Genomic DNA, 13,129 nt, shown 5'->3' on the forward strand with positions numbered 1-13,129 from the left:
AATTCACACGAAATTAGGGCGAATCAAAACAAATAACTTGCGTATCAACCTTTTAACTAATATTCGATTATATGATAGCAAAAAATTTGCTTTAATCATCTTTATGCTATTGGGTTTTAATGGGTATTCGCAAGATATCCCCCCTTCCGTTTACTATTTCAATTATTCTGTAAGTGATGGTTTACCCAGTGCAGAAACATACGATGTATATCACGATTCAAAGGGATATATCTGGGTTGGTACAGATAAAGGTATTGCGCAATACGATGGTCATCGGTTTAATGTTTACACTACAAATGACGGTTTAACAGATAATACGGTTTTACAATTTCATCAGGATGTTAAAGACCGCCTATGGATGATTACCTATAATCGCAAACTTTGCTACCTGGAAGATGGAGATTTTTTACCGTACGAATACAATGACACAATTGTTAAATACCTGTCTGAATACTACTTAGGCAATACCATTACAAATTTCACTATTGACTCTAAAAACAATGTGCATCTCGATCTGACCAACTTCATTAGCCTGGATATTGACTCCAATGGAACTGCCCGCATTTTTGAGTCTAGTTACAAACCGGAAATACAGACTATTTTCGAGAACATTTCATCTATCCCCTCGATTTTAGAACAATCAAACTATATTCTAAACTTGAATTATTTCAAACGCAAATTCACAGTAAAGAATCATCGAGGAGAACTCATAAACATTTATAAAAGAACAAAACACACCATAGTTTCTGGAAGTGATGGCGTACACTTTTATGACCCCATATCCTTCCAAATCAAAAAGTCTATCTTAAGTCAATATTCAATTACCGGAATCTCTTCCGATTTTGAATCCGGATATTGGTTCTCCACGCTAAACTCCGGTATCATTTACGTGCCTAATCTTAATATCACCTTTTACTCCACTAAAAATGAAGGGATGAGTTCTAACATCCATTATGTCATTCCTCAAAACCAAAACATCATTTTCGGATTTACAGATATGAGTCAATATGAAATAGATCAAAAATCTCGAAATCTTAAACGCGTATCTAAAGAACTAAACGTTTCTAAAGTTCCAAATAAAATCCATAAAATTGGGATAAAATTTGAATATGCGACTAGACTCCCTCCTCTTAAACCTACCAGTAGAGCTATCTTAAAACTTCAACCCAATTTAATTTTATACGCACCACACAATTCTGGGTTAAGCTTCTGGAATATTGAAAAATCTCAGGAAGAAAAAGAAAAACATATAGACTCACCAAAAATCAATAAAATATTCAAGGACTATAAGAATAACATTTGGACAGGAACCAAGTCTGGCTTGTACAAACTTGATACCATTAAAAATGTTTTAGAACTACAAACCAACCACTCTTTACTGCAAAATATAGCTGTACAGGATATCACGGAGACATCCGATTCTGTTATTATTATTGCAACTCGCGTAAATGGACTATTACTCAAATACCAAAGCTCAATAATCTCATATAGAACTAATAATGGATTATTAAGCAATACGATTAATCAGATAATTTTTGACTCAACGCATCAAATTCTTTGGGTTGCCACAAACAAAGGTGTCAACGGTTTAAAATGGAAAAACAAATCGTTTACCAAAAGCTACAAACTTTCCACAAATAGCGGGATCAACTCTCCAGATATTCGCCATATTTGGATACAATCTGACACATTGTTTTTAGCTTCAAATTCTGGGGTTTCTTTTATAAAATATGATGATTTAGACAAAAACAATTCTCCTCCCAAAATCTATATCAAGAATATTTTAATCAACAATATTCCAACAGATCAATTTGTTAACCCAATTCTCTCACCCCATCAAAACAATTTAAACTTCCAATTTCAAGGAATCTCCTATCATTCGTTTAATAGTATCCAATACAAATACAAACTAGCCGGTTTGGATTCAAACTGGCAAACTTCAAAAAATCCTGATCTTCATTATTTAGCCATCCCTCCAGGAAAATACACATTAAGAATAAAAGCCATTAACGTAGATGGCATAGAAAGCGAATCTATTCAAATCCCATTTACCATTCTAACTCCTTTTTGGAAAACCTGGTGGTTTACTTTTCTTACTATATGTTTTGTTGTCACGGTTACAGTAATCATAGTAAGGCGTCAATTTGTTAAACACAAAGCAAAAGCCAAACTTCAAATTGACCTACAAAAGTTTAAAGCCATGAATTTACAATCCAAAATGAACCCTCATTTCATTTTTAATTCTTTAAATTCCATTCAGCATTTTATTATGGCTAACAATACTGAAAAAGCTAATGACTATCTTTTAGATTTTTCTGCACTAATCCGGCAAGTACTTAAAAACTCCGATTCTCCTGAAATTACTCTGATTAATGAAATAGACACGATTCAACTCTACATAGATTTAGAGCTTAAAAGACTAAATGGGTCCTTTGATTTTAAAATTGAAATTGGCCCGGATATTGATGAAAATAAATGCCTCATTCCTGCTCTATTGATTCAACCATATGTGGAAAATGCTATATGGCATGGAAAATTACATCAAACTACAAATGGGATGGTGATTATAAGAATAAAAAAACAAGAAGAGACATTGTATTTTGAAATTGAAGATAACGGTGTAGGCTACTATAAAACAACACTAAAAAAGACATCCAAATCTTATGGAACCGGGGTAACTAAAGAAAGAATTAAATTAATTACTTCTTTAAATACTAAATTATCTGAAGTTACGATATTAAAAGCACAGAACCTAGAATGTACTAAGCCATATGAAGGCACTTTAATAAAATTTAATTTACCGTATAAACTAGCTACTTAATAATGGGTCACACACATACTGCTGTTATAATTGATGACGAATTACATGCCGCGAATAACCTGGAGCTTATTCTAAACAAATATTGCCCGCAAGTTTCCGTAATAGGAAAGGCGCATACGCTTAGCGATGGTTATCGACTTATTTCCAGAAATGAGCCACAAATTGTTTTTTTAGACATCTCGTTATCAGCAGATGAAACCGGGTTTGATCTCATTGATTTACTTCCTCAAAAAAATTTCCATGTCATATTTGTTACTGCACATGATAACTTTGGAATGGAAGCATTAAAAAGGCATGCTTTTGATTACATTCTCAAACCTATTGATTATCGTGAATTGGTTAAATGCATCCATGACTTAACGAAAGTGACGCAAAAAGCCAAATCCAACAAACCTAAACTCATCCCTATTCCCTCTTTAGACGGAACTCACCTTATTCATCCTTCAGATATTTTATTTTGCCAGGCCGATGGTAGTTATACTAAGTTTTATTTAGAGGGTAATAAATCGTTAATTCTATCTAAGTCTATAAAACACGCGGAACAACTTCTGGTTTCCAATGAATTTCTACGTATTCATAGATCATATATCATCAATACGTCAAAGGTTAATAAACTGCATACCCATGATGGGAAATATGTTGAAATTCAATCTCATATTATTCCTATTTCCAAATCCAACCTGGAAAAACTCTCTCAATTGTACTTATAAGATTCATTTATGAATTGAAACTAAACCTTCATGAAGTCACCCTATCAATTCATGAAGTAGTGCCCACATTTAGTTTTCATAGCCCATACATTGCAGTAGCTAATTTTAACATTAGGTTACTAAATCGGGTTAACCTCCCATTATGACTACAATTGGAGCATGCGGAAAATCCCAAAAAGAGTACGCTACCTATATTTTTAAATTAACATTATGAAAACTAAAAACTTAATCTCGGCTTTTATTGGAGCCTTTATTTTACTATCTCAAGTTTCTTTTGGACAAATATCCAATGGAACCTTTTCAAATGGAAACACCGACTTTACAAGTGAATACTTGCAGCAATCATCTCCTTTTCAAGGTGAATATGATATTGTTACAACCAGCTATGGAATCAGTGGATGGAATGTATTTTCAGGTAATGGGAAATTCATGATAATTGATGGATATAATGATGAAGATGCGCCCAAAATAGTTTGGGAAATGTCCAACACATTTACGGCAACGACAAGTAATTATACGTTTAATTATGATATAATTACAAGAATATTCAGTGGACAACCAATGGATATAGATTTAACCATAGAACTTGTCAACAATTCTACAAACGCTGTTGAATATAGTGTCAATAAGGATGAAGGTCAACTTAATATCTGGACATCAAGAAACACTAACCTCCCATGTACCATAGGAAACATTTACAGAATAAGAATTGTCCAACGAAACACTAATGAACAATTCAATGATTTTGCCTTAGACAATATTTCAATGTGTGAAGGCTTAAATAACCCTTCATTTACTATAAACGATGAAAATGACAATCCATTAAACATCTGTAATTCACATGATATCAGACTTAATATCACTAAAGACCCTAATGCAACTAATTACTTCGTATCAATTTTAGACCTAACAACGCAAACAGAACATATGAGATGGTTAACCAGCAATGAAATGACCCAATCTGGATTAGCCAACTTCAATCTGACACAAATGGCAGCCAATTCTGCCTATTCATCAATAAATCCTCTCACTTCTTCTCCAAACATGCCATTAATCATTGGACGATGTTATTCGGTAAAAGTTGTTGCTCAGAATGAATGTTCTTCATGGGTCTCTACGATTCGTGAATTTTGCCTTGGTGAAGAGTGTAATGTCCATTCCAGAATAAGTATGGAAGACTTATGTAATCCGATTCGTTTATATGCGGCTGGAGCATCATCAGGAACTAGTTATTTCTGGAGTTTTGGAGATGGGACATCATCTACATTACAAAACCCAGTACATCAATATGCGCAATCAGGAACCTATACTATTACTCTTCTGGTACATAAAAACACCCTATGCGGTACATGTTGTGACGCAACATCCATGGAAGTTAATATCAATTGTGGCGAATTTAACGGAGAAACATTAACCTGGGCAGCTGGCGGCAAGGAATTCAAAACTGTTCCTACTGGTGCAATTAATACCGAAGAAGGAGAAACTGATGACTTCAAAGTTTACCCTAACCCAGCGAACGAACAAACACAAATTTCTTTTCTTTTAGATCAAAAAGAAACAGTTAGCTTGATGATTTATAATAGTACCGGCAAACTTATTTCAACGATTGTAAATCAATCTGTACTTGCAGAAGGTCCTGCAAAATTCGATATCAACACAAGTACTCTACCGGCAGGAATGTATCACGTAATTCTTACTACGGAAACACAGCGCCAAACCAGATCTTTTACGATAACCAAATAATGACTTAATCAAAAAAGCGAATCCAAATTGGATTCGCTTTTTATACCCTAAGCAAAGAAAGCACCAACCTGGCACTCTCTTCACTGCTTAAGTGTATCGTAGGTGGTTACAATCAACCATTCTTCACTCACATTATCATAGAATGATCAATTGAATATTTGTTTAATCGCGTTTCTCGATAATTGTAAATCCATAAACTCCAGATGTTCTACAATGGTTTGATGGGAACCAAACTTTATATAAACAGGCTCAATATCTGTGTTTATAGATATGAAGAATCCCTCTTCAGCTATTGAAATTGATTTGATGGGTTGCACTGTAATATCATCCACTACCCTAAAACCTGCGTAAATTATCTTTTTATCTGCATAAAAATATTCTAAACAATCTCCGGATATTCTCCTATTTCCAGGTCTGTGTTTGGCCAACCATTTCTCATATCCTTGTGGCTTGCTGATAAGTTTATTCTTCCCGTTGGTATGCACAAACATTCCCAAATGAATTTTTAAATTCAACAATTTTGAGTAATAATATGTAGCCAAAATGTACTCATCCTTGTTTAATTCTCTTTTGGCTAATCTCAGAAACATCCTTTGGGTAAACTCTCTCATGGATATTTGCACTTTCAAATCTGTTTTATCGGATTTTTTATTTAGGTTGACTCCATTCATAACTCTAAATTTTGATAGGATTAAACAATTATTTCTTCATCTGCTTCTTTACCTGTATAACCTCATATTCATTATCAGGTGATCTTTTTACCGAGTAGTTTTTTAAGCCATCCGGAGTACTATCCAGTAACATAGCAATAACATCTAACTTTCCACAGGGTATATCCTGCTTACTCTCCATGGTGATATGACAATAGGAATGAAAAGCTGTTCTGCTAATGTTGTTTACTTGTAGAGCTATATTAAATGAACGTTTCTTTTTGGCGGATAAATTATCATACAGTTTACGAATGCTAAACTTATACCGTGTGGTTCCTCTAAAAGCTAATGTGCGCGGTTTTACTATGGTTTTTTTAGGCATAATTTTATATTTGTTCTGTATTCGGATTCAGAATACCGACACAAATGTAATATTTATTTCATAATGAAACTAATATTGCATTTATGTTTCTGCCTATTTTTTGAATTTTATTTTTTAAATACCTGTATCATAATGGATTACAACAGCATTAAACTCCGCATCAAACAACTTCTAAAAGCACGATCCATTACATCTAAACAAATGGCTGAAGATATAGGTTATACACCTCAAGGCTATCGCGGTTGGTTCTTAAATAAAACACTTCGCGTTCAAACTATTTTTGACATTGCAGAGTATCTAAGTGTAGATCCGCGCCTGATCCTTTTTGGAGAGAATTCACCATCCGTTCATTCCGCAAGTGAAGACAGAGATCGTTATGCGCCACAATACATTGAGGATCGTATCTCTGAGCTTGAGGAAAAAGTGCAACAATTAGAATCGCGCATTGCACCAGAATAAAACTTCAACAACTACATCATTTAAATTGCTTTCACCCTTCAATAATACAACATTTATTTCATATTAACCTTAAAAACCAACGTTCGTTACCAAACTTAATCTATATTTGTTCTGAATATAGTTTCTGTTTTTAGACCAAAAACTTATCAATTCATTGTAATATCTAAAATACAGGCTCAATTTATTGAGCATATTTATAATCATTTTTTTATGGATTATCTCAAGATAAAAGATCGAATCACACAAATTCTTAAAATAAAAGGACTTACAACAAAACAGATGGCCTCTGATTTAGGGTTTACTCCTCAGGGTTATCGGTTATGGTTTGTAGAAGGCACTCTTAGAGTTAGAACAGTGATAGATATCTCTCAGTATTTAGACATTGATCCTGCTGACTTATTATTTCCTCCTTTTGAAGATTCTATCCCAGTATTTTATGAGGCGAGACCGTCTTATAAAAACTCTTATGTAGAAGATAGAATTTCAACTCTGGAACGAAGAGTTCAATTACTAGAAAAATCAATTGAATAGTAAATGAATTTTTAATACTTTGAAGCTCTAACAAAATCAACACTATACTACTAATTATGAGACACAATTACTGACTTAATCTGGATTATAAAACGGAATAGGTAATTTTACACATTTACCAAAATACGTATAAACACGTATTTTAATTCCAATATTTTTTATTTCTATTTGTCACAGATCGCACCAAAAACTGGTGCCACACTATACTAATATTATTAACTTATTCAAATCACACACTATGAGTAATGAAAACAATTTGAATCAAATCAGGGAAGGTCTTGCCCGATGGAAAAGTGACCGTTGTAATGTAGCCACAGCTACTTCCCTACTAAACCAGGGGAACAATCTTATCATCCCACGTGCAGTTTACGAAAACTGGAGTGATGATGCAACCAATGTTCACATCTATCTTGCCGTAAGCACCTCCGGTGAATTGGAATTCTATGTAATCGATGCTTTTCACGATTATCAGGGTAATGTTCCTGTAGACAGATTAGCCGATTATGCAACAAAATGCACCTACAATAATGGGCTTAATCCTATGGCTACGATTCCACATTTTGAAAATCAAGAAAATCCAAATCCGGATGCTTTAACCCCTCAAGAAGGTTTAGAGTATTTTTTCAGATGGGAAATGAACAAAAACAGCTGGTTACAACAAAACGTTGTTACCAACCCGACACCGGAGAATCCAGGGATTTTCCAGCTTTTCATCGTACCAATGCAAGATTTCAAGTATATTTTCGATGATTTGGTTAATGAAAATGCAATTATGACCATTTCATTAAAAGAAGATAATACACCAGACATGGTATGTTGGGGTGATGCGTTTAAGAAATTTGAAACTTTAGCGGATGTATCTCTTGTGGCTCCTCCATTCCATAATGGAAGTCTGGTAGAGTATCAGTTAATTGTAGGCGTGAATTAATATTTTTCAATGCTTAATACAGTAATGACATATCTAACCTTAATTGCTCCAGCTGTGCTTACAGTTGGAGTAATTTTGGGTTTAATCAAATATTCCAAAGCGGGTAATAAAGAGAAACTTATTCTGGTATATCTGACTTTAGCGCTTGTATTGGAAATCACCTCTCGTTACTGGTTTATTACATCAAATCACAATCTGTTTATTCTTTCTATATCCACGTTTGTCGAATTTGTATTTTTCTCCATTTTATATCAAAAGTTCTTTTTCTTAGAGCCAAAAAAATGGATCAATTACGGACTTCTTGCGTTCTCGTTCTATCTCATTTACACGTTAATTTCTTTATCTTTTCATATTCCAATGATCAATGGGGAGCCATCGGATTTTAACGAATTCAATTTATACCACAGACTTTTAGCTGATAGTGTAATCTTACTACTATCTTTCTTATACATTAAGGAAACACTAACCTCAGAATCTATAATTCCGCTACGCGAATACACCACAAATACCATCATAATTTTATATCTCATTGTAGATATGTTTATGTCATTAACCATAAAATTTATGGTAAACGAAAACGTATCGTTAGTATTCTTCTTTTGGGCCTTGCGTTTAGTCTTTCTTTTATTACTATACGTTAACCTAATTTTGACGGTATGGCAGAATGGCAGACAGCAGAAACTCAAGCAATTTGGCTAGCAGTAGGCTTAGGATTTATATTGGTTCTTATTGGCTTCTTCATTATGTTCACCCGAATCTACCTCAGAAAGCGGATGAGCGATACCAGGAGAATTGCAAATATGCAGGTGGAACATCAAAAGAAACTCCTAAGCGATAGTATCAAAGTCCAAGAAATTGAACGCGAAAGAATTGCAGCAGATCTACATGATGAGCTGATCTCAAAACTCAACATTGTTATGCTTCTTACGTATTCAAATAAAAGTACTACCAACAATAAAGATGCTGCTGATTTGCTCAAATATTGTATTGATGCTGCCAGACGAATTTCTCATGATTTAAGTCCTCCACTGATTAATGAAAACAAATTTCTGGAGTTTGTAGAAGATATGATTTCGCATTACAGAAAGGCTTTTAAAATCAATTATTACGTTTCGGAACATGAAGAAATAGAAGTTGAAAGCAATATGAAGCTTCAATTGATCCGAATTATGCAGGAAGTTTTAAACAATATTTTAAAACACGCAGAGGCAAATACCATAAATTTTATGGTACGCATTACTTCAAATGCAATGGGCATTATCATCAAAGATGATGGAATTGGTTTTGATACAGACACTCATAAATCGGGACTTGGATTAAGTAATATTGAAATGCGAACACAAATGCTTAACGGAAAATATAAACTCCGCTCCAGGCTCAATAAAGGAACGTCTTATTTCTTTCTTTTTTTACCACAAACAATCAATCAAAATGAAAAGTAAAATCAATATTGCCATTGTAGATGACGAAATCCTCATCGTTCAGCTACTGGCCGAATATTTCAGTCGACAAATGGACATTAATGTTTGCCTGACTGCATATGGAGGAAATGAATTCATGAAGAAACTCAATGAGGTAGACATTATACCTGATGTTGTTCTTCTGGATTTGAGAATGAAGGATGAAGAAGGCGTTAAAATAGGCGGAGAGCTCAAAGAAAAATATCCGGATATTAAAGTCATCATTATTTCATCCTACTACCAAAAATCTTTTATTGGTTATATGGTTCGAAATGGCATTGATGCTTTTCTACCAAAGGGTTTAAACCCAGATGATTTAAAAGAAATCATTAAAACGGTAATGACTAAAGGCCACTATTTTACAAAAGAACATGTTGAGGTGATGCGTCATCAAATTGCTGGAAACGCACCAAAACCCAAGTTTGACAGCAACGTACTCTCTGAACGTGAAAAAGAAGTTTTACTTGCCATTTGTAGACAGTCTACTGCTCAGGAAATTGCTGATCAGTTATTTATCACACGTAGAACTGTTGAAGGACACAAAAACAGTTTAATGGCCAAGACGGGTGCGCGTAACAGTGCAGGATTAGTTATTTACGCCATTCAATACGAAATATTCAACCCAAATGAGTTGATGTTTTTCTGTTAAAACTCCTCCTCTTCTGCTCCCGGTAACTCTAATGATTTAACAGTTTGAATAGCATTACCCGCAATTCCTTTGATTGAACCATACATATCAATGGTGTTGGTAATTACCTTTTCAATCTGCTTATCTCTTTGTTTCCAAATTCTTTGCATAGATCTTTTTTCGCTTTCAAGATCTGATTTCATTTGAGTAAAACCTTCTACTATGGCCTCAATTTGCATTTTGAAGGTATTACTGGTCAGGAAATCATAAAGCATCACCATTTTATCACCTTTATTCTCCTGTGAACTTATGGCTGCATTGATCTGAATAATAGACTCTCTTAAAACCGCACACAACCCTTTAAACTCTTCATAATTACAAATCCAAATGCCATCTTTCATTCCCATTCGCTCCATATCAGAAGGCATCACTTTAGTCACCAAAACCCCAATGTTAGCTCCCTTTTCTCTAATATCCGCTTTAAACTTTTCTATCCAGGAAGGTTGAAAATCTTTCGTTCGTTTACTTTCATAATAGATGGTTCCACAATTTTGAACCGATCTGGTATTGATGGTTTGCAAACAATCTCCCCCTCTAGCTCCTTTCTTAATTTCAACAACAGTATCCAACGGGAATTTACTCATCAACCATTCTTCGATTGCCAATTCCTGAACCTCTCCTTGCAGTTGCATAGAACCCTGTTCCTGTTTACGCTTCATTTCTTCAGTAAGTCGCTTCTGATCTTCTAACTGTTTTTGCATTTCCTTGAACCGTAGTTCATTTCGCTCTTCTTCCGACTTCCTGATTTTCTCCTTCTCGGCAATCAGTGCTTCACTTAGTTTCTTCTGTGCTTCCGCTTCAAGAGATTCCTTGAGTTCCCCCTTTTCACGCTTAAGCTTCTCAATTTCCGCTTTTGATCTGTTTAAATCTTTAATCTTTTCAGATTTTTCATTCAGTTCTTTTTGCAACGCCTGAAACTGTTCAGATTGTTCATCCTGAAGTTTTGTCTTTAGCTTGTTCTCAATAGATTTACGTTCTTCTTTCAGTTGTTTTTCCAAACGCTCCTGAAACATATCATTGGCTTGCTTCTTTGCTTTTTGAAAATCTTCTTTGGCCTTATTAAGCTCTTTAAATTGGGTTTCGTACTTCTTTCTTTCTGCGGCCAACTGAGATTGAAATTTCTGTTTAATCTCCTCCTCTAACTGATGTGCCAGAATATCCTGTACATCTATTGAAGTTCCACAATTAGGACATTTGACTTGGTTTTCATTTTTCATTTGAAGCGCTATTAATCACAATCAACTCCAAAATTAAACTTAGTTTGAATTATGATGGTTACATGCTGCACTATTCTTATATAAAAAAGAAAATGCCTTAAAGTTCTAATAAGAACCTTAAGGCATCTCTATTCACATCACCTCAAAACGTACATCCCTAATAAAACATCTTAAGCACTCTCTTTCATAGTTTCAAATTCCTCTTTACTCTTCACCATGCCTGAGTTTAACACATCTATTATATCTTCTTCAACAGCCATCCCTTTATCTTTGGTATACCATACATGCAGTTTTTTAGCAAAATCATGTTTGTCAAAATCCGGATGAGTGGCTTTGTAATCATCCACCATTTTTTGAATCATTTTAGGACGAGGGCCCCAATGCTTTAACTCCTCACCTGTCTCCTCATTTATAGCCACCAAAATAGGTATCGCTTTTCCGCCATTGGTTAAATACTTATCCATGATTTCCGGATTATCATCTCTCAACAACACTTTTAAATCAATTCGATCTGAAACTTCAGCCATTTTTGCAATTACAGGTACAGTTTGAGATGCATCTCCACACCACCCTTCAGTAATTAAGTACCAGGTCCAATTTCCCTTTATTTGATTTAATACAGCTTTAAAATCTTCACTTACCTGATACTTATTTTCTAATCTGTTAAATCTGTGAAGATTCATTTTTGTGGTATCCAATAATACTTCTGACTGTATTGGTCCTGTTACTTTTCCCTCCTCATAAAGAGACTTCACAAGGTTCCTATACGCATCGTAGGTATAAAGTTTACTGGCCTGACTAAATATATTGTTTATGTATTTCATTTCGGTTTACATTGATAATGCAAACTTACCACCACTTACTATTTACAATTTGTAACCCAGCTTACATTCTATGCACTTCATATATGATTTTTCTAATATAACAGACTTATTATTTCTTAAGGCATAATATTACATTTGCCGCATGGATGAATTCATAGAAGTAATCAAGACCTACATTCAATTATCATCGGAAGCTGAGACCGAAATACGTAAAGTTGCTGTAACAGAATCTCTTCCCAAAGGGCACCTTATTGTTGATGAAGGTGTTACATGTAGAAAGCTTTATTTTCTCACAAAAGGAACTGTAAGAAGTTATTTCTATCAGAAAGGAAAAGATGTGACTTATTGGATTTATCCGGAAAACAATATGTTCACTTCCTGGTCCAGCTATTTGATGAAAAAGGCTTCATCTGAATTTATTGAGACCACCGATGATTGTGAAACCGTTTATATATCATACGATAATTGGCAAAACCTATATAATAACTTCCCAGAATTAGATCGATTTGGAAGACTGGTTATGGAAGAACAAATTGCACTGATAAACGATTTTTATATGGGTTATTACTTTCTATCAGCGAAAGAAAAATACGATTTGGTCATTTCCGTGTTCCCGGATATTACGCAAAGAGCCAATTTGGGACACATTGCTTCTATGTTGGGAATCTCTCAAGAAACATTGAGTAGAATTAGAGGGAAATAAAAAAGGCCTTAAT

Annotated in this window: 14 protein-coding genes; 10 read left to right on the plus strand and 4 right to left on the minus strand. The window is 34.4% G+C overall.

Annotation, left to right across the window (positions count from 1 at the left end; genetic code table 11):
- The first annotated feature begins 37 nt into the window (after positions 1-37).
- From KFE94_17760 to KFE94_17770, 3 genes are all read left to right on the plus strand, one after another.
- Positions 38-2,821, plus strand: a complete 2,784-nt coding sequence (locus KFE94_17760; protein ID UTW66471.1) for a histidine kinase — start codon at positions 38-40, stop codon at positions 2,819-2,821.
- 2 nt (positions 2,822-2,823) lie between these two features.
- On the plus strand, positions 2,824-3,531 hold the full coding sequence (locus KFE94_17765) for a response regulator transcription factor (GenBank protein UTW66472.1): 708 nt from the start codon (positions 2,824-2,826) through the stop codon (positions 3,529-3,531).
- A 210-nt stretch (positions 3,532-3,741) separates the two neighbouring features.
- Positions 3,742-5,274: a T9SS type A sorting domain-containing protein gene (locus tag KFE94_17770; GenBank protein UTW66473.1), complete on the plus strand. Its 1,533-nt coding sequence runs from the start codon at positions 3,742-3,744 to the stop codon at positions 5,272-5,274.
- Positions 5,275-5,420: 146 nt separating this feature from the next.
- Here KFE94_17770 and KFE94_17775 read toward each other — a convergent pair whose 3' ends face one another.
- A complete protein-coding gene (locus KFE94_17775; protein ID UTW66474.1) occupies positions 5,421-5,945 on the minus strand; it encodes a hypothetical protein in 525 nt (174 codons plus the stop codon).
- Between the two features lie 28 nt (positions 5,946-5,973).
- A complete protein-coding gene (locus tag KFE94_17780) occupies positions 5,974-6,306 on the minus strand; it encodes a hypothetical protein (protein ID UTW66475.1) in 333 nt (110 codons plus the stop codon).
- 132 nt (positions 6,307-6,438) lie between these two features.
- On the opposite strand from KFE94_17780, the gene KFE94_17785 reads away from it, so the two are divergent.
- The 6 genes from KFE94_17785 (at position 6,439) to KFE94_17810 (ending at position 10,333) form a co-directional block, all read left to right on the plus strand.
- Positions 6,439-6,765, plus strand: coding sequence for a helix-turn-helix transcriptional regulator (locus KFE94_17785; protein UTW66476.1), 327 nt, complete (start codon positions 6,439-6,441; stop codon positions 6,763-6,765).
- A 210-nt stretch (positions 6,766-6,975) separates the two neighbouring features.
- Positions 6,976-7,296: a helix-turn-helix transcriptional regulator gene (locus KFE94_17790; GenBank protein ID UTW66477.1), complete on the plus strand. Its 321-nt coding sequence runs from the start codon at positions 6,976-6,978 to the stop codon at positions 7,294-7,296.
- Between the two features lie 238 nt (positions 7,297-7,534).
- Entirely contained in the window at positions 7,535-8,224 is a 690-nt protein-coding gene (locus KFE94_17795; GenBank protein ID UTW66478.1) for a hypothetical protein, read from the plus strand.
- 9 nt (positions 8,225-8,233) lie between these two features.
- Entirely contained in the window at positions 8,234-8,923 is a 690-nt protein-coding gene (locus KFE94_17800) for a hypothetical protein (GenBank protein ID UTW66479.1), read from the plus strand.
- Positions 8,881-9,666: a hypothetical protein gene (locus KFE94_17805; protein ID UTW66480.1), complete on the plus strand. Its 786-nt coding sequence runs from the start codon at positions 8,881-8,883 to the stop codon at positions 9,664-9,666. Before KFE94_17800 ends, KFE94_17805 begins: the two co-directional genes overlap by 43 nt.
- Positions 9,656-10,333, plus strand: a complete 678-nt coding sequence (locus KFE94_17810; GenBank protein UTW66481.1) for a response regulator transcription factor — start codon at positions 9,656-9,658, stop codon at positions 10,331-10,333. The genes KFE94_17805 and KFE94_17810 overlap by 11 nt, the downstream gene beginning before the upstream one ends.
- On the opposite strand, the gene KFE94_17815 is transcribed toward KFE94_17810, so the two are convergent.
- On the minus strand, positions 10,330-11,589 hold the full coding sequence (locus tag KFE94_17815; GenBank protein UTW66482.1) for a DUF2130 domain-containing protein: 1,260 nt from the start codon (positions 11,587-11,589) through the stop codon (positions 10,330-10,332). The genes KFE94_17810 and KFE94_17815 overlap by 4 nt on opposite strands.
- A 170-nt stretch (positions 11,590-11,759) precedes the next feature.
- Positions 11,760-12,413 carry a thioredoxin family protein gene (locus KFE94_17820; protein ID UTW66483.1) on the minus strand — a complete coding sequence of 218 codons (654 nt, stop codon included), beginning with the start codon at positions 12,411-12,413 and terminating at the stop codon, positions 11,760-11,762.
- 142 nt (positions 12,414-12,555) lie between these two features.
- On the opposite strand from KFE94_17820, the gene KFE94_17825 reads away from it, so the two are divergent.
- A complete protein-coding gene (locus tag KFE94_17825) occupies positions 12,556-13,116 on the plus strand; it encodes a Crp/Fnr family transcriptional regulator (protein UTW66484.1) in 561 nt (186 codons plus the stop codon).
- Positions 13,117-13,129: the final 13 nt, after the last annotated feature.

The sequence above is a fragment of the bacterium SCSIO 12643 genome (genome assembly GCA_024398135.1).
In the GTDB taxonomy this organism is placed as follows: domain Bacteria; phylum Bacteroidota; class Bacteroidia; order Flavobacteriales_G; family Salibacteraceae; genus CAJXZP01.

Coding starts and splice junctions, on each gene's coding strand:
- KFE94_17765 (UTW66472.1), top strand. CDS start 2,824: ATGGGTCACACACATACTGCTGTTATAATTGATGACGAATTACATGCC.
- KFE94_17770 (UTW66473.1), top strand. CDS start 3,742: ATGAAAACTAAAAACTTAATCTCGGCTTTTATTGGAGCCTTTATTTTA.
- KFE94_17775 (UTW66474.1), bottom strand. CDS start 5,945: ATGAATGGAGTCAACCTAAATAAAAAATCCGATAAAACAGATTTGAAA.
- KFE94_17780 (UTW66475.1), bottom strand. CDS start 6,306: ATGCCTAAAAAAACCATAGTAAAACCGCGCACATTAGCTTTTAGAGGA.
- KFE94_17785 (UTW66476.1), top strand. CDS start 6,439: ATGGATTACAACAGCATTAAACTCCGCATCAAACAACTTCTAAAAGCA.
- KFE94_17790 (UTW66477.1), top strand. CDS start 6,976: ATGGATTATCTCAAGATAAAAGATCGAATCACACAAATTCTTAAAATA.
- KFE94_17795 (UTW66478.1), top strand. CDS start 7,535: ATGAGTAATGAAAACAATTTGAATCAAATCAGGGAAGGTCTTGCCCGA.
- KFE94_17800 (UTW66479.1), top strand. CDS start 8,234: ATGCTTAATACAGTAATGACATATCTAACCTTAATTGCTCCAGCTGTG.
- KFE94_17805 (UTW66480.1), top strand. CDS start 8,881: ATGGCAGAATGGCAGACAGCAGAAACTCAAGCAATTTGGCTAGCAGTA.
- KFE94_17810 (UTW66481.1), top strand. CDS start 9,656: ATGAAAAGTAAAATCAATATTGCCATTGTAGATGACGAAATCCTCATC.
- KFE94_17815 (UTW66482.1), bottom strand. CDS start 11,589: ATGAAAAATGAAAACCAAGTCAAATGTCCTAATTGTGGAACTTCAATA.
- KFE94_17820 (UTW66483.1), bottom strand. CDS start 12,413: ATGAAATACATAAACAATATATTTAGTCAGGCCAGTAAACTTTATACC.
- KFE94_17825 (UTW66484.1), top strand. CDS start 12,556: ATGGATGAATTCATAGAAGTAATCAAGACCTACATTCAATTATCATCG.